The organism is Acinetobacter pullicarnis (assembly GCF_006352475.1).
GTDB classification, from domain to species: Bacteria; Pseudomonadota; Gammaproteobacteria; order Pseudomonadales; family Moraxellaceae; genus Acinetobacter; species Acinetobacter pullicarnis.
Window position 1 is genome coordinate 219,980 of record NZ_VCMZ01000001.1, and the last position, 18,128, is coordinate 238,107.

14 protein-coding genes are annotated in these 18,128 nt (G+C 40.8%); 11 read left to right on the forward strand and 3 right to left on the reverse strand.

Features of this window, described 5'->3' with window-relative positions; genetic code table 11:
• Positions 1-5: 5 nt before the first annotated feature.
• Together FD716_RS00940 and FD716_RS00945 are read left to right on the forward strand one after the other, a co-directional pair.
• A complete protein-coding gene (locus tag FD716_RS00940; RefSeq protein WP_139850546.1) occupies positions 6-1,598 on the forward strand; it encodes a Na/Pi cotransporter family protein in 1,593 nt (530 codons plus the stop codon).
• Positions 1,579-1,818, forward strand: coding sequence for a hypothetical protein (locus FD716_RS00945; protein ID WP_139850547.1), 240 nt, complete (start codon positions 1,579-1,581; stop codon positions 1,816-1,818). Before FD716_RS00940 ends, FD716_RS00945 begins: the two co-directional genes overlap by 20 nt.
• A gap of 749 nt (positions 1,819-2,567) precedes the next feature.
• Here FD716_RS00945 and FD716_RS00950 read toward each other — a convergent pair.
• On the reverse strand, positions 2,568-3,197 hold the full coding sequence (locus FD716_RS00950) for a MarC family protein (protein WP_139850548.1): 630 nt from the start codon (positions 3,195-3,197) through the stop codon (positions 2,568-2,570).
• A 312-nt stretch (positions 3,198-3,509) separates the two neighbouring features.
• Here FD716_RS00950 and FD716_RS00955 point away from each other — a divergent pair, with 312 nt between their 5' ends.
• From FD716_RS00955 to FD716_RS00985, 7 genes are all read left to right on the forward strand, one after another.
• The gene (locus FD716_RS00955; protein ID WP_139850549.1) at positions 3,510-4,400 is read left to right on the forward strand and encodes a LysR family transcriptional regulator; all 891 of its coding nucleotides are present in this window, start codon (positions 3,510-3,512) and stop codon (positions 4,398-4,400) included.
• 201 nt (positions 4,401-4,601) lie between these two features.
• A complete protein-coding gene (locus FD716_RS00960) occupies positions 4,602-5,690 on the forward strand; it encodes an LLM class flavin-dependent oxidoreductase (protein WP_139850550.1) in 1,089 nt (362 codons plus the stop codon).
• Between the two features lie 19 nt (positions 5,691-5,709).
• Positions 5,710-6,732, forward strand: coding sequence for an ABC transporter substrate-binding protein (locus tag FD716_RS00965; RefSeq protein ID WP_228714894.1), 1,023 nt, complete (start codon positions 5,710-5,712; stop codon positions 6,730-6,732).
• Between the two features lie 10 nt (positions 6,733-6,742).
• Positions 6,743-7,306, forward strand: coding sequence for a cysteine dioxygenase family protein (locus FD716_RS00970; protein ID WP_139850551.1), 564 nt, complete (start codon positions 6,743-6,745; stop codon positions 7,304-7,306).
• Between the two features lie 35 nt (positions 7,307-7,341).
• Complete coding sequence (locus tag FD716_RS00975; RefSeq protein ID WP_139850552.1) at positions 7,342-8,934, forward strand: rhodanese-like domain-containing protein; 1,593 nt, start codon at positions 7,342-7,344, stop codon at positions 8,932-8,934.
• 171 nt (positions 8,935-9,105) lie between these two features.
• The gene (locus tag FD716_RS00980; protein WP_139850553.1) at positions 9,106-10,233 is read left to right on the forward strand and encodes a hypothetical protein; all 1,128 of its coding nucleotides are present in this window, start codon (positions 9,106-9,108) and stop codon (positions 10,231-10,233) included.
• A gap of 450 nt (positions 10,234-10,683) precedes the next feature.
• On the forward strand, positions 10,684-12,156 hold the full coding sequence (locus FD716_RS00985; RefSeq protein WP_139850554.1) for a PucR family transcriptional regulator: 1,473 nt from the start codon (positions 10,684-10,686) through the stop codon (positions 12,154-12,156).
• 199 nt (positions 12,157-12,355) lie between these two features.
• Here the strand turns inward: FD716_RS00985 and yddG are convergent, their stop codons facing one another.
• A complete protein-coding gene (gene yddG, locus FD716_RS00990) occupies positions 12,356-13,297 on the reverse strand; it encodes an aromatic amino acid DMT transporter YddG (RefSeq protein WP_139853581.1) in 942 nt (313 codons plus the stop codon).
• 434 nt (positions 13,298-13,731) lie between these two features.
• Between yddG and amaB the strand changes: the two genes are divergently transcribed.
• Positions 13,732-15,225, forward strand: a complete 1,494-nt coding sequence (gene amaB, locus FD716_RS00995) for an L-piperidine-6-carboxylate dehydrogenase (protein WP_139850555.1) — start codon at positions 13,732-13,734, stop codon at positions 15,223-15,225.
• Between the two features lie 171 nt (positions 15,226-15,396).
• On the forward strand, positions 15,397-16,680 hold the full coding sequence (gene amaA, locus FD716_RS01000) for an L-pipecolate oxidase (RefSeq protein WP_139850556.1): 1,284 nt from the start codon (positions 15,397-15,399) through the stop codon (positions 16,678-16,680).
• A 97-nt stretch (positions 16,681-16,777) separates the two neighbouring features.
• Here amaA and FD716_RS01005 read toward each other — a convergent pair whose 3' ends face one another.
• Positions 16,778-17,713 carry a LysR substrate-binding domain-containing protein gene (locus FD716_RS01005; RefSeq protein WP_139850557.1) on the reverse strand — a complete coding sequence of 312 codons (936 nt, stop codon included), beginning with the start codon at positions 17,711-17,713 and terminating at the stop codon, positions 16,778-16,780.
• Positions 17,714-18,128: the final 415 nt, after the last annotated feature.

Below are 18,128 nucleotides of genomic sequence, written 5' to 3' on the forward strand. Positions count from 1 at the left end.
TTTTTATGTTAGAAATTATTGCCCAATTTTGTGGTGGGGTGGGGATTTTCCTCATCGGCATGACCTTAATGACAGATAGCTTAAAATCATTGGCTGGGGACACGCTTAAGTCGTGGTTGACCAGATTTACCCGCACGCCTTTGAAAGCAACCGCCTCTGGAGCTGCCCTAACGGTGGTGATGCATTCCTCAACCGCTACAATTTTAGCAACGATTGGCTTTGTCAGTGCCGGGGTGCTTAATTTTAGCCAAGCAATTGGTGTGGTGATTGGCGCCAATATCGGAACCACCAGCACAGGATGGCTGGTGGCATTGCTTGGGGTACGTTTTTCGATTGCCAGCATTGCCTTGCCATTGATTGGATTGGGCGCCATTCTTAAGTTGTTGATGAAAGGCCGTATTGCGCTGATGGGCTTTGCGATTGCTGGCTTTGGGTTGATGTTTTTTGGCATCGACTTATTACAAATCGCGATGTCCGATATTGCAACAAAAGTGGATCTTTCTATTTTTGGCTATGATCGCTTGACGAGCAAACTGTTATTGGTGCTGATTGGCATCGTCATGACGGTATTACTGCAATCCTCAACAGCTGCAATTACGACAACCTTGGCAGCACTTGCTGCTGGAGCGATTGATTTACAACAATCATTGTTGTTGGTGATCGGGCAAAATATTGGTTCAGTGAGTATTATTTTATTGTCTGTGGTTGGTGCATCGATTAATGCCAAACGAACTGCCGCAGCCAATGTGATTTTTAATCTGATCAGTGGGGTCTTGGCATTTTTTATTTTAATGCCGCTTTTTGTTTGGTTAGTGCAGCTCGATGATGCGCATGGCAACTTAGATAACGTAATTTGGGTGGCGGCATTTCATACGGCCTTTAGTAGTTTTGGTGCTTTATTTGTATTGCCATATATTGATCAATTACAGCGTTTGATCAGTCGCTTTCTGCCGAGTGATGCACCTGAAATCTTAGATTATCTCGATCAGGCCAGTTTCGCCGTGCCAGAATTGGCCATCGCTTCTGCGGAACATGTGGTCTATACCTGTTTGAGCAATATGTTTCATATATTGCAGCATGCGCTGCAAGAAGGCATCTTGCCATTACGTAGTCAACTCGAGCAACTTGATGAAATTATTCGACAATTAGAACATTTTTTAGCGCAACTTCCGGTATCAGATAATATTCAGCAGCGCCAGCAATTGATTGGCTTATTACGGATTATGGTCTATGTCCGGGTGCTGCGTAATGATTTAGAGCAGATCGATCAAGTTATTAAAATTCGCACCATGTCATTTGTGCAGCAAATTGCGTTGGATTATCTGCATATTTTAATCAGTCATTATCAGGATATTCGTGCTCATCATCGTTTCGAAGATATTCAAAGCCTTAAGGCCGATCTAAGCCGTTTTAAAGCGTGGCTTGATCAACATCGTGATGAACTACGTGAACAAATTGTGCAATATGCCACGACTCATCAGCTGAGTGCTGCAACCAGTTTAGAGTTATTGGCTGCGCAGCGTTGGTTAGAACGTTTGATTGCGCATTCGAAACGTTTGGCCAATGTGCTGGAAGAGAATGCGGCATTGGGGACGTGAGTTAAAATTTAAGCAAAGTGGGATTTTAATAGCGGTTTTCTTGTTTCAGTTGGTTCAGCGTAATATTTCAAGTATTCCAGTACTTCACTTATATTGGATTTTATTTTTAACAGCAGGGCTTGGCACTTTTGCTGATGCTCATTGGAGTATTGATACCCGAAAGTTTGATTCGGGCATTTCATCCCAGCGTGATGAAGATTGTGATGATCAGCTTAAATGATTTATGAATAGCAGTGAGCCCACTCAACTCTTGGTATTTGAGGTACAACAAAAAAGGCCCGACATCCTGTCGGGCCTTTCCGTATTCGTTCTCTAAGTATGACTCCTGTCGTACCTTAGTCCTTGCATTGAGCTGGAACATCCTGTTCTCTATGTCCTTATTATAGGGAGCGCTCGTTTGGCTGCATAGAGGAGAAGGACGTGAAGCTTTGTACGAAATATCGCACACAATCGAGTGAAAAGTATTCGATTTTGGGTATGTAGGTGTGTATATTTTTTAGATTTCGACCACTTAGCTATGCTAAGACGGTATTAGGCTAATACATGGTGGGGCGCTTAGAACAGAATGAATGGTATCTATGATTATGATTTTATTTTTGCAGATCGATTGCATGTGAAGGGTTGGGAATCAAGGCCGGAGCTGAGATGAAGATAATAAGACGATAAAAAAAAGCCCGACATCCTGTCGGGCTTTTCCGTATTGGTTCTCTAGGTATAACTCCTGTTGTACCTTACATCCGAGTATTGAGCTGGAACATCCTGTTCTCTATGTGCTTATTATAGGAAGCTGCTGCTTGAGCGCCTAGAGGCAAAGGGCCTGAATCGCTGTGCGCAAAAGCTTACATTGTTGGTTGAAAACTAACCTCATATTGGTTATCGCATTCAGGTTTAGCGCTGTTTTATTTTTGAGCATCGCTAATCCATCGATACAGGTGATTGATTTAGAGTTCCTTAAAAAGTGGAACTTAACTAAAAATGAAATGCCCCATTAATCCCAGCAATGAGCATTTGTGTTCCGATGACTGCAAGGATTAAACCCATTAAACGGGTCACAATATTTAAACCATTTTGACCGATTGCTTTAATAATTTTGGCGCTAAAAATAAAGCAAACGAAGGTAATCAGACATAAAACAAAAAAGACCAAGATTGTGGTGAGCATTGCGGGAATACCACCAACTGTTGAATAATTCATTGCCGTTGCAATGGTGCCAGGACCTGCCAATAACGGCACGGCCAGCGGTGAAATCGCAATATCGTTATTATCAGCTGCCTTGGAGGTATCACCATCTTTGTTGCTATGCATACTTGAGGCAGAGCCTTGTAACATATGATAGCCGACCAGAAATACGAGAATCCCGCCAGTAATACGCAAAGCGGGTAAGCTAATACCAAATAAATTAAAGATCATTTGCCCAAGCACAGAAAATAAGGCAATGACGACAAAGGTAATAATTAATGCCTTCGTGGCAACTTGAACTTGTTGTGATTTATCCATATTGCCTGTTAAGCCTGCAAATGCAGCTGTGTTGGCAATAGGATTCATAATGGCAAAAAAAGCCATAAATACAGTGAGTGCGTGCGTAAGCAGTGGAGTCATGAGCGGCATACCATTTTGAATGATTTATTGTGGGTCTAATGATTTGGGTTGATCTAAAAGAACAAGACGATCAACTAAACTTAATATATCAGTATCCTTTTTTCTGTTTATATTTCTTTAGTTACAGAAGTGTACAACACTTTAGTTTGACTCTGTGTTGAAGATATTGTTTTTTTCAATTTATGAATTTTTTCAGACATTGCTTGCCTTAAATATTATAAGGGTTTTAGCATGATGGACGCATAATCACTTGCTGTTCGAAGTTGACTGCTTATACTAAAATCTTTGCTGTAATTTGATAGGCTACTTTAAATGAAAATTGAAGATATTCATGCATTTACATCTTTTGTGAAATTTCAATCGACACGGTTGGCCGCGCAGCAATTGGGCATTAGTCAGCCTGCAGTAACACGTCGTATTCAAAATTTAGAACAGGTCTGCGCTGTACAGCTTTTCGATCGGCAGAGTCGACCGTTAAAGCTGACCCAAATGGGGCGCGATATTTATGCGCAATGTTGTGTCATCGAACAGGAAATCCAACAACTCCAAAAAATGATTCGGCTACAACATCAAAATGCAAGTAAGTTGCATTTGGGAATCCCAAATAGTTTTTCAGAGATTGGTTTAATCAATATTTTAAATCAATTAAAACGTGATTATCCGCAGATTGAACTGGAGCTGACTGCAGGTTGGGGCAGTGAACTTTTACTGAAACTACAACAAGGTCAACTGGATGCGATTATTTCCTCTGTACCAGACTTGAAGGCGCTACCACAGGAATTTCCAGTGCAGATGATGGGAAGTTTAAGCGTGCGTCCGATTATTTCTAAAGCATTGCATCGCGCTGGCGTGTCGAGTTTAGATGACTTACAACAATTGGGCTGGATCTTAAATACAGCAGGTTGTGGTTTTCGGCATGCCTTAACTGAAAAACTCAAACAAAAACAACTTAAATTAAATATTGAAGTTGCGGGTTCAAAATTACAGCTTGAGTTGATTAGTCAAGGAATGGGCGCAGGCTTTGCACCGATTGAAATTATTCAAGGTTATGCCGATTTTTCTCAGCTTGCGATTTTAGATTTGCCTGCATTAAATCTAGATTTGGTGGTTGTTTATGTACAGCACCCAACACTTAGCCCGGTACAGCAAGCGGCAGGAGAGGTGGTTGCTCAATTGTTTAAAGCCCAATTAAATTTGGCTTAGATATTGGTTTAATTGCTTATTTTGTCTACTGCATGGTTAAATCGAGGTGCATTGAGATGCAGATTGACCAGTAAATGAATTTAAAATGCTGAATATGCCTAATACCTAATTTTAATATTAACTTATTATATATATATATTTCACGCATACTAATTTTTTAATTAGAGTGAATTCCAAGATTTAATATATTTGGAATTCGACATGACAATTCAAATTTTAGGGATGATTGGTCATCGTGAAGCATCGGAGATCATTGCACCACAAGGGGCGGTGTTTAATCCAAGCTATATCGCTGAATTTGCCCAAGCACATGAACAGGCTGGTTTTGATCGGGTGTTGATCGGGCAATGGTCAGATCAACCGGATGGTTTTTTGGTGGCGGCACACGCAGGGGCACACACCACAGATTTAAAATTTCTTTTGGCACATCGCCCTGGTTTTGTGGCTCCGACTTTGGCTGCACGTAAATTTGCCACTTTAGATCATTTATTAAAGGGACGTTTGGCCATTCATGTAATTACTGGCGGCAGTGACCCTGAACAGCAACGTGATGGTGACTTTGTGGCGAAGCCTGAGCGCTATGCACGCACCAAAGAATTTTTAGAGATTATTAAACAGGTTTGGTATAACCCGCAGCCTTTTGATTATGACGGGCAACATTTTCAAGTCAAAGATGGCTTTTCTGAATTAAAGCCCTTCCAAAAGCATATCCCGATTTATTTTGGTGGTGCGTCAGCTGAAGCACTACAGGTTGCTGCTGAACATGCCGATGTATTTGCACTTTGGGGCGAACCCTTGGCAGGTGCCGCGCAAATCGTGCAGCAATTGCATCAACAAACCCAGTCCTTGGCACGTAAAACAGCATTGGCTTTTAATATCTCATTCCGTCCGATTATTGCAGATACTGAACAACAGGCATGGGAAAAAGCCCAGCATATTTATGCGCTGACAGAACAGCAATTGGCTGAAAAGGGGCTTAGAAAAGATCGTCAAACGGCACAGAGTACGGGTGCACAGCGTTTGGTCGCCTATGCCCAAAATCAGCAGCGTCACGACCAAAACCTTTGGACAGGGATTACATCTCTGGTGCATGGCAATCATAACTCGACTGCCTTGGTGGGAACGCCTGAGCAGGTGGCAGATTCCTTGTTTAATTATTATCAATTGGGAATTGAAAGCGTGTTGATCCGTGGTTTTGATCCACTCAATGATGTGATTGATTACGGCAAAGCTTTGATTCCGCAGTTACGTGAACGCGTTCGCCATCATGATCTTGCCAAGATTGCCTAAGCGCAAAAAGGAAAAAAGAATGAAGCACCAGCAGCATACATTGTATAAAAGTGCGCTTAAGTTTAAGCAACCAGTTATCGTGGCGATAGTTAGCTTAAGCTGCATACTCATGGTTGGATGCAGTAAAACCTCGGAACAGGCGGCGGCCCAGCCAAATTCACCAGAAAATAGTCTGATTGAACTGAAAGTCGGTGATCAAAAAGGCAATATGCGTGCACAGCTTGAAGCCTCTGATTTACTCAAAGGAATCAATTACAAAATTAGCTGGTATGAGTTTCCTGCCGCAGCGCCAGTGGCCGAAGCCTTAAATGTAAATGCCATTGATATCGGTTATTTGGGTGATGCTCCCTTTATTTTTGCCAATGCCAATGGTGGGCACGCCAAAGCAATTGCGGTCAATGTTTATGACCCTTATGCCGTGGCTTTATTGGTGCCCAAAGACAGCCCGATTAAAACCATTCAGGATATTAAAGGTAAAACTGTAACGGCCAACAAAGGTTCGATTGGGCAACTGGTGACCTATAAAGCTTTAGAACGTGCAGGGCTCAAAGCTGATGATGTGACCTTTAAATATTTACCACCAGCAGATGGAAAATTAGCAGTCGCCAATGGTTCAGTCGATGTTTGGGCAACTTGGGATCCCTATACCGCATATGCGGAAGTGATTGATGGTTTTCGTATTATTGAAAATGGTCGCGGTTTATATTCAGGTTATACCTTTTTGGCAGGCACTGAAAAAGCCTTAGCAGATCCTGCAAAACGTGTTGCCATCCAAGACTTTATTTACCGCTTAGAGCGTTCGCAACAATGGGCCAATCAGAACTACAAGACCTTTGGCAAGGAACTGGCACGTATTACGGGAATTCCTGAACAACCAGCCACTCTGGCGTTTGAGCGTAAGCATGCCAAATGGACACAGATCTCAGATGAGGTGGTGACCACTTCGCAAGGTACAGCAGACTTTTATGTGAAATATGGGTTATTGTCGAAGTCTATTGATGTTCAATCACTTTTTGACCGCAGCTTTAAAACTCGAGAATAAGGAATGTTTTATGAGTCACACGATTTCGGCACTTCAGCCTTTGATTCAAAATATTGAGCAAGCGATTACTCAGCAACAATTGCCGACAGAGATCATTGCTGGATTGCTCCCCGATTTTAAACAACTGTTACAGGATTCGGCTTGGTTGCCGAGCGCATTTAAACAGCCACATCCTGATTATTATCAACAGTATGCACTTTATATCGATCCTGAAGACCGCTTTTCGATAGTGAGTTTTGTTTGGGGTGCTGGGCAAAAGACCCCGATTCATAATCATGAAGTGTGGGGCGTGATAGGCGTTCTGGAGGGGGCTGAAATATCGACTGCTTTTCAGCACACTGACGCCGGTTTTCAGGCACAGGTGACGCCAACCCGACTAAATGTCGGAGACGTCGATTGGTTCCGCCCTGAAACGGGTGATATTCATGCGGTCAACAATGCTTATGACGATCAGACCTCAATCAGCATCCATATTTATGGTGCCAATATCGGTAAAGTCGAGCGTTTTACCTATCAGCTTGATGGTACCCCGAAAGCCTTTATTTCTGGGTATTCCAATGCTGCAGATCTATAACTTTTCTAAAAAACAAATTATTTAAAGAGTCGACGATGTCAAATTTAGCGCAAATCAGCTATCTAGGAATACGTGAAAAATTAATTGCTCAACACGAGATTGCGATTATTGATTTACGTGAAGAACATCTATTTGCACAGCAGCATCCTTTGTTTGCCAGCAATATTTCTTTGTCACGTTTAGAAGTTGAAATTTATAATCGTATTCCGCGTTTAGACACGTTGGTGGTGCTTTATGACGGTGGTGAAGGTTTGGTGGAACGTGCCTATCCCAAGCTGATTGCTTATGGTTATCGCAATGTCCATGTGTTGACGGGTGGGTTAAAGGGCTGGGAACAGGCTGGAGGGGAACTGTTTAGTGATGTCAATTCAGCCAGTAAAGCCTTCGGTGAGTTCGTTGAGCATCATAAACAGACGCCATCTTTGAGTGCTGAAGCATTACAGGAAAAAATTAATAATCAAGATAATATCGTGATCTTAGATGCACGTCGTTTTGATGAATATCACACCATGAGTATTCCAGGTGGGCGCAGTGTGCCAGGTGCTGAATTGGTACTGCGTGCAACACAATGGGTGAAAGATTCAGACACCACCATTATTGTAAATTGTGCTGGGCGAACCCGAAGCATTATTGGTACGCAGTCCTTAATTAATGCCCAAGTACCGCATCCGATTTATGCCTTACGCAATGGGACGATTGGTTGGACGTTGGCTGAGCAAACACTGGCACATGGGCAGGAACTTGTGTATTCGGATGTACTTGATGCAACACAACATGCGCTTGCCCAGCAAAATTCAGCCGCACTGGCACAGCGCGCTGGGGTAAAAACCATCAACAAAGCCCATTTAGATACATTGCGTGATCAAGCGGATAAAACCACGTATGTATTTGATGTGCGGAGTGAAGCTGAATACTTGACTGGACATTTGCCCGAGAGTCGTTGGGTCGCTGGAGGGCAATTGGTGCAAGAAACCGATCATGTTGCTGCGACACGTGGTGCACGGATTGTATTGGTAGATGATCAATTGGTACGTGCCTATATGACCGGTTCTTGGTTGGCGCAAATGAATTGGGAAGTCTATGTACTGGTGGATGAGTTCGATAAATTACTTACCGAAACAGGCACTTGGAAAGCACATACCCCAACGCTGGCAGCAGTCACCCAGATCACAGCAGCGCAATTACAACAGCGCCAAACCCAAGAAAATGTCGTGGTTTTAGATTTCACCACCTTGGCCAATTATAAAAAGGGTCATATCCCACAAGCGAAATGGTTACTCAAAGCAGATATTGCCCGTGTTGTTGGAACTGGTGTTTTACAGACAGCCGATAGCGTTGTGGTGACTTGTGGTTCGAGCTTGTTGGCACAGTATGCGGTCGAGGAACTTAGCGGGTTATTGACACAACCTGTCTATGTGCTGAGTGGTGGCAATGTAGCATGGCAGGCACAGGGTTATGCCATTGAAAAAAATCAACATGATATATTATCTGCGGAAATTGATCGTTATAAACGGCCCTATGAAGGAACTGATAATTCTAAATCAGCGATGCAAGCCTATTTGGATTGGGAGTTTGGTTTGGTGGAGCAACTTGCAAAAGATGCGACGCATGGTTTTTTCGTTGTTTAAGTGATTAAACTGTTGAAGTGCTCAGCCAACGCGAGTCGTTGGCTGTTGCATTAATGGATTTAAACGATAAGCAGATCATTGCACGTAAAATAATCAGTTGTTTATAATAAGAAATATTGTGCATAATACAACAACAAAAAACAATGAAACGATAACCAGTAGGCAATGCTTATGAATAAATTTATATTTTTGGCCCTTGTTACGTCGATGGCTACTTTGGGGGGGTGCGGGGGAGGATCAAGTTCGGATGGTTCGTCAACATCAAATAACCCAGATAATAGCGTTAAGCCTAATCAACCAACAGAAACCACTTCCAAATGTGATCGAGGGGTTCTGTTAAATTCCACGCTTCCTGCTGCAAGTAGCTCTATTTTTGATGAGTCACTTTATCAATTTAATTATTTATTCGATTATGATGTATCAAATAAGCTTGCGTTTTATGCGGATGAATTGAAGCGTGATGGGCAGATGCTTTATTTACAATCTCATATTGTTCACAATTCTTCTGATCAGCAGCTAAATAGAAATGAAGCAAGCAATAGTACGGATTATATTCTGAATAATCATGGGCTATTTATCAGTTCTGATTATCAAAAACAGAATAATGGGTGGCCAGCAGGCTATCTTGTTGCAACGCAAGGTACAACATTGACACGTGCTACATTTAATAATCTGTGTGAGTTTAAAGCTGATAAGGTTGATTTTGATTTTGAAAAAGTAGACCTCTCAGGTAAAAAAATAGCAGATATTTTCCCAGAACAGATCCTAGAAAATCAGTCAATTAGTCGGACGAAATATACATATCTAGCGTTTGATTGGGTGAATCAGTTTAAATTACATGACGAAGCTGCTTTTACTAAATTATTGCAAAGTGGGGCAACCTTCCCACAGGGTGCATATGTTTATGTGCCTAAAACAGTGGTTTATGAAGAGACACAATTTTATTTTGGCGCAGACAGCTATGGAATAACCGCGACTCTAGATGCTTGGATCGCAAATTACACCAATCCTCTCTACTATCATGGCATGTATAAATTTAAGAAAGGGAGTGTCTCAGGATTTAATGTGGCATATAGTGTAGATGACAATGGGAATGAGCTTTACTATCCAGGTGCTGATCCTGCTATGGAGAAAGATGGAAAAATTCATGATGGGCAATGGAATGGTAAAGGAAATGTCATTTCTCCATCTTATGGTGGCACTGCTTATGAGAGTTTTAGTGAAAAAGGCCGGTACGCCTATCTCAATGCATCAAGTTATGAATTTATCCGAGATCAAATTCAGGCTGCTTATCAATAATTTTGCTTAGATCTTTCATATTGCAAATAGGCTCATTATTTTAATGGGTCTATTTTTTTTATTTAAAAAATTTGCACTGGTCGGCTGTTGTGCTTACTGATGATTTTAATTAGAACTCAATTTTCGCTTAATTTTTATATTTCACTCAAGTAAAAGATATTTAGTATGGGCTGGCGTGCATAAATATAAATTGAATAATACGCATTAATTTGCATGCTTAACGCTAGAATAAGGCAAGTATTAAGTTTTAAAATGATGAGTTTTACCGTAAATTTATCTATTGTTATATACGGGGGAAGTGGTGTGGTTTTGCATGTAAATGATCTTTTTTGATGAGGAAGTCGTTCGCTTAAAATTTATTAAAGTTTGGTCGCTTTGGACTTATTGAGTTAAATAAGTCCGCAATGAGAAAATAATCAAGTCTGATTGAGGGTATAGGAGGTTAGTTAAATGATTATGACAATCAATGATCTAGTGAACAGACCAGAATTAAGAACCCATTATTTATGTGGTAAAAATAATGGCGCCAATCTGGTGAATTGGGCTCATGTCAGTGAGTTACCCAATCCAACGGCATGGTTGGGCGAAGGTGATTTATTAATGACGACTGGCTTGGGAATACCTCAATCAAAAACCTCTCAGCAAAAATATATTCAAGATTTAATTGATGCCAATTTGGCGGGATTAATGATTGGTGAAAATATGAATGCGCCAGCAGATATTAGTGAGCTCTGTCGTGTTGCCGAACAATATAATTTCCCTATTTTAATGACGCATTATGGCGTTCCTTTTGCTGCTGTCACCAAGACCATTGTTGACGCCAATCATAAAAAAGAATTCGAGCGTACTAATCTGATTACTAAGCTATATGAAAATGCCAAAATTGGAATTTTAGACTTAGCTTCTAAAGATTTTATTGTGTTGCTCAATCGCATTATTCAGGGCGAAATTTATATTTTAGACCCACAAAGTTTAGAGAATTGGTTACCACGCTTAACGCCTATTCCAGAAGATTTAAAGTTAGGGGTTTTGGCGCTGAATCAAAAACCATTTCATGCATCGACTTTAATTAAAAAGCAAAAAATTGACAAAGATCATGTGATACAAACCATTGAACTGAGTTTGCAAAAATGTTTATTGGTGGTAAAATCACCCGATATCGATTTCTCTGTGATTCACCATTTAGCTGCAATTGTGAGTCTAGATTTAGAAAAGAATAAATTGGAATTTCAGCGTCAATTACGCTTAGGTGGTGATTTTTTAGGAGATATGCTGAATAAAAGAATTTCCAATGTGAATATAGAAAAAAGATTACTTGAGTTACAGTTAGATTTAACCAGTTTAAGCGCCGTGATGGTCAACTATGTTGAGGGTCATGATTATGAGGCTTTTTTCTTCCGTAAAAACATTCCAGCTTTAATAAAATATCAGGGAGATTTTTTATTTATTCTCTTGGAACGTGATTATGTTGAGCAGTTGACTGCAATATTCCCCGAAATAGGGGTCAGCAAATTGATTGGTGATTTGGATCGTGTGCAACATGCATTTAATGAATCTAAATTTGCGCTTCAAAGCATAAGACCCAATCAAGCAATAAATTTTTATGAAAGAATGAATCAGTTTAGCTCTTTATTGCCTTTTAGCATGGATGAAGCTGAAAGAATATATAAAGAAACCCTCGGTAAATTAATTGAACATGACCAACATCATCAGTCCGAATATATTCATACCTTGAAAGTTTTTCTAGAACACAATCGTTCGTGGGAGGAGACATCTAAAGTGTTGCATATTCATAAGCAAACCTTGGTTTATCGGGTACAGAAAATCCATAAAATTACGGGAAGATCATTAACCAAAACCGATGACATAACCACCTTGTGGTTAGCCTTAAAAGCACTGGATCTGACCAAAGATAATTTCTAATCATGTCTTATATTGAGCATTGATTTTAATTTATTCATTATATTTGGCTTCTTGCATCATCCTTTTATGGAAGAAGCCTATTTAAAGCGTTTTCAGACCCTTTTTCTATTTTAAAAGCATAAATATTAAGTCACTTCTTGAAAAGGCACGGGTTAAAAAGTGCATTCAAGGTCTATTTTATTTTGTTCATACCATCGCATTATTTAAGTTTTAATGTTCTACGCCCAGTCCGTTTCTGACTTTTTAAGAGCGAAAAAGAGTGAATACTGGTTGAGATCCAACACAGTATTGAGCCAAAAACCACCAAGAATGTGCCCAGCCAGAAGGAGGTCTTTAAACTAATGCCAAACAGCAGCGCTGAAAAAAATGCAGAAATAACCGGAATAAAATAGGAACTGGAAATTAAGACATTCATGTTTCCGTAAACCATGCCGATATTCCATGCAGCATAACCGAGCCCAAGAAATAATGCGGCCACGATCAGATAAGACCAAGTAGTGAGATCAAGCGGAGGGAAATTGAAACCACTAAAGAATAGTGATTTTATCCAGAGTGTGATTGATGTCATCAAGAATAGAAATGCGATAATATTTTCGCCATTGCTCATTTTTTTTAATAAAAGACAATAAAATGCCCAAATAAAAGCCGCTGCCAAAGCCAAAATATAAGGCAATGGATTGTCGATTAGATTGCGCATGACTTGATGAAAAGAAATATTTAAACCATTGGTTTGTATATATATAATTCCAAAGAATGCACTGCTTAAGCCGAGAATTAATAAGGCATGAAACTTAATTTCTTTAAAAACCACCATGAGAAGAATAGTTAGGCTTGGCCACAGGTGATTGAGTACACCGACTTCAATAGCTTGTTGTGAATTATTGGCAAGTGTAATTGAAAAAGAAAAACACAATTCATAGCTGACAAAAAGTAGTGTTGCCAACAGCAGGTACTGTTTAGGAATTTTATTTAGTTTTGGAATCTTAAATAAAATCAGCAGAATGAGAGTACTTAATGAATAGAGTAAGGTCACACTGGTGACGGGATCAATGCGTTCGCTAATCAGTCGAATCAGGCCCACCAAGGTTGACCACATTAGGATCGCACTCAGGCCGATCGAGGTATATAGATTTTTTGACAAAGGCATATTTTTTCAACTGCTTATCGATAATGACATCGGCATTAGACCAACTGAAATCCTATTAATATGCAGTTCAACATGCTGTGCAATAAGATCGGGGATTTTGATTTTTTGGTTAAATTATAATAGTTCTATTTATATAATTTTTATGCGTTATTTTTAGAAAATGGCCAAGAGAAAAAGGAATGGCGCTTAAACTTTTATTCGCTTGAATCACCTGTTTGTAGCGCTTAAATTGGCTACATCCAGTTAAAAATATAAGCGAATGGAGTCGAATCGCTGAGGCGCTTCCCAAGCATTGCGCTTGATTCATTCAATCGCACTTTACGGCAAATTTAGACAGACGTTTTGCACACAGCAGCACGTACAACGACCGGCATAACGTGCGCATTCATTTTTAATCAAACATATCGTCTTAATTCAAGGAAATGCTAATGATTCAGGAACTTTTAAACAAAATTGGGGTCGATCCAGCCCAGTATCAAAATGGAAGCTTGGAAGTAAAAACTCCGATTGATGGCAGCGTCATTGGCCAAGTTGTTGTACATACAGTAGAAGAAACTGAGCTTCAAATTCAACAAGCGCAACAAGCGTATCAACAGTGGAAAAAAATCCCTGCACCGCGTCGTGGTGAGTTAGTTCGTATCTTTGGTGAAGTTCTCCGCGAAAATAAAGACGAATTAGGTGCTTTAGTTTCTTGGGAAGCTGGGAAAATCACCCAAGAAGGTCTTGGTGAAGTACAAGAAATGATTGATATCTGTGACTTCGCAGTTGGTTTGTCGCGTCAGCTCTATGGTCTAACCATTGCTTCAGAGCGTCCTGGTCATCACATGCGTGAAACTTGGCATCCGCTAGGTGTGATTGGTGTGATTTCTGCATTTAACTTCCCTGTTGCCGTCTGGGCTTGGAATACAGCATTGGCATTAATCTGTGGTAACGCCGTCATTTGGAAGCCATCTGAAAAAACCCCATTAACGGCTTTGGCTTGTCAGGCACTTTTTGAAAAAGCATTGAAGATTTTTGGTGAAGATGCACCACAAAACCTCTCTCAGTTGTTGATTGGTGATGCGAAAATTGGTGACCAATTGGTGACGGATGAACGTGTTGCGCTGATCAGTGCAACAGGTAGTACACGTATGGGCCGAATTGTTGGACCTAAAGTTGCTGCACGTTTTGGTAAATCTATTCTTGAGTTAGGTGGTAATAACGCCATGATCTTAGCGCCAAGCGCAGATCTTGAACTTGCGATCCGTGGCATTTTGTTCTCAGCTGTGGGTACAGCAGGACAGCGTTGCACCACGTTACGTCGTTTAATTGTGCACTCATCAATTAAAAATGAAGTGATTGAAAAACTGAAAAAAGCGTATGGCACGGTTAGCATTGGTCACCCGATGCAGGGTAACTTAGTTGGTCCGTTAATTGATCAAGGTATTTTTGATCAAATGCAAGAGATGCTCAGCCGCGCCAAAGCTGCGGGTGGTACGGTTCATGGTGGTGAGCGTGTGTTGGCGGATCAATATCCAAATGCCTACTATGTTAAACCTGCACTGGTTGAAATGTCAGCGCAAAATGAAGTGGTGAAAACAGAGACATTTGCACCAATTTTATATGTAATGACGTATGAAAATTTTGAAGAAGCGATTGAAATTCAAAATGATGTTCCACAAGGTCTGTCATCTTGCATTTTCTCAAATGATCTACGTGAAGCTGAACAATTCTTAAGTGATGAAGGCAGTGACTGTGGTATTGCGAATGTCAATATTGGCACCAGTGGTGCTGAAATTGGTGGTGCATTTGGTGGTGAGAAAGAAACAGGTGGTGGTCGTGAATCAGGCTCTGATTCTTGGAAAAACTACATGCGTCGTCAAACCAATACCGTGAATTATTCACGTGAGTTACCGCTTGCTCAGGGCATTAACTTCGGTTAAAAAAAATCAAAGGATGAGCTTAGCAAAGCTCATCCTTTTTTCGAAAAGGACAAGGCGGTAGATCAATTTTTGCTATTTTATATTTATGATTTCATAGGGAATAAGGATATAGAATATAAGGGATTACTCAGCCATTCGATGTTGTAAAACGATGAATTAAGGCATGATTAAATGTTAAAAGATCAAGTTCTTTGGCCAGTTTTGGTGGATCAAAAACCCCAGTATTCAAAAATCAATCAACATCTGAAAGCAGATGTTTGTGTCGTTGGCGCAGGATTTACGGGATTATCAGCTGCAATTCATTTGGCCGAAGCAGGTTATAACGTCGTTGTGCTTGAAGCAGCGGGTGTCGGCTCTGGCGGTTCTGGGCGCAATGTCGGTCTGGTCAATGCTGGGACGTGGGCGCAACCGGATGAACTCAATAAAATTTTGGGTGAGTACGCTGGCGAAAAGCTCAGCACCGCTTTGGGCAATGCACCTAAACTTGTATTTGATACCATCGACCGTTTCGGTATTCAAGCACAAGATACGCGAACAGGCAATCTGCATATGGGGCACAACAAAGAAGGCGAGGCCGATGTTGATATCCGTTATGAACAATTAAGTCGTCGTGGAGTAGATGTTGAGGTTTTAACTGGTCGTAAATGTCATGAATATTGTGGTACAACCACCATTCATAAAGCTTTATTGGATAAACGTGCCGGTACCGTAAATCCTTATGCTTATGTAACTGGTCTAGCAAAGACAGCAGAACGCTTAGGCGTCCAGATTTTTGAAAAATCACCCGTTTCTGGTATTACAAAACAAGGGGTGCAGTGGTGTGTTCAGTCCGATGAATATGCGGTTACTGCCGATAAAGTGGTCATTGCAACCAATGCTTATACCGAAGGTGAATGGACTGAACTGCTTAAAACTATTTATTTTGTTCAATATTATCAAATTGCATCTGAGCCTTTAAATTGCGAGGCAGGCAATAGAATTCTTCCTTATAAAAATGGCTCATGGGATACGCGTTTGGCCTTATCGAGCATTCGACGTGATAAAGATGGGCGTTTATTGCTTGGTACGGTTGGATCTTATGAAGGAAAGTCGGGGCTGTATCAGTCTTGGGCTGATTTAATGAAAAAGAAATATTTCCCAGATTTGGGCAAGGTGAATTGGGATTATCAATGGACGGGTAAGTTTGGTTTTACCACGGACCATATTATGCGAATTTTTGAACCCGCACCGGGTATTGTCGCTGCAACCGCGTTTAATGGCCGTGGCATCACTACTGGAACCATGATGGGCAAAGCATTTGCTCAGTATCTACAGGATGATGATCGCAAAAAATTACCTTTGCCATTTACAACGATTGCTGAAAAATCAGTGTCATTCCGTAATGCACGATCGATGTTCTATGATACAGGAATTGCTTTATATCATGCCGGTCAGTGTCTTCGAATTATTAGTTAATGACAAAGGGATTGTCATCAATCACCTAGATACGCAATGCTTTCGTTAAGCACTGCGTAGGGTGACGTGCTCTCATTTCTCCCTTCGTTGCATCCGCTTAGGCAGATTTTTCCAACAAGGGATTTTTATCTTCTAGACTGCGTTTCAAGTGTTGCTTGATCCACTCCACCATCGTATTGACCTTAATGGTGTTGGTCATGGACGTGGGGAAAGTCATATAGTAAGAATGCTGCGTTTGCATTTCATAGGGCCAAGCGCGAATCAATTCGCCGCTGTTTAATTCTTTTTCGACCAGAAACTCTGGAATCAAAGCAATTCCACAACTGGTCAGTGCCGCATGAATACTGGCGTAGAAGGTTTCTAAGCGTGGACCAATAAAGTTGTTTTCATTGGTACTCGATTGTAACAAGAAATACTCATCCCACGCGCGCGGTCTAGACTGCGATTGAATCAAGACATGACCGCGGAATTCTTCTAAACTTTTAAATGGCTCATTGATTAAATCGGGTGCACAGACCGCAACGCATTGTTCTGGAAACAGTTTAATGCTGGTCATATCTCGCCAAACACCTGAACCATATAAAAAGGCGATATCAATTTTATTGTTGTCGAGGTTGGAGGAGCAGACCTGCTCTTGAATATCTAAATGAATATTGGGATAGGCCTTGCCAAAGCCTTTGAGTGCAGGAATGAGCCATCGTGCTCCGAGAGTTGGATGCACAGCAATCTTAAGAGATTCTGCCTCACTGCCATGTGCCAGTAAATTCAGCACTGACTGCTCAATTTGACCTAAAATTCGTTGTGCTTCTTTGAAGAACAGTTCACCGCTGGGTGTTAGTTTTAAGCCTTGTAGCGCACGTTCAAATAGCTGGGTTTTCAGACTGATTTCGAGATGTGCAACTTGTTTACTGACGGCACTCTGGGTCATGTGCAGTACATAGGCAGCTTTGGTAAAGCTTAAAAAACGAGCGGAAGCTTCGAAGCAACGTAATGAGGTAGTAGAGGGGTAAGTTCTAGAAGTCATTTTCTGCATAAAATTTCCTTTTTAAATACAATCTTTCCATGAGGTTGATGCGATCTTTAGACCAAGGGTTTAATTTTTATTTGGCTAGAATCAATGCATCTAAGCAGACGAATAGTAAATCTTCGCTCCATTGATATATCACATAAAAGGGTCTTAGCCAAACACTTGGGCATGGCATGGCGGTAATTCCTCGAAACTATACCGATATTGCTGTTTAGCGGATTAAAAACTGAGTGTTTGAGTAAAAAGCCCTGATTTTCACTCAAGCTGAATACTTGTTTGGTGTAAGGTATTTAACGTTGTTTTTAAAGTGCAGTCTATTGTACTTAAGATGGATTACTCGGTGGTTGTACTACATTTGACATGATCAAATGCAGTGGTTGGAAAATCAACTCGCCAAGGCAAAGGAGCAAAGCATGCGGAT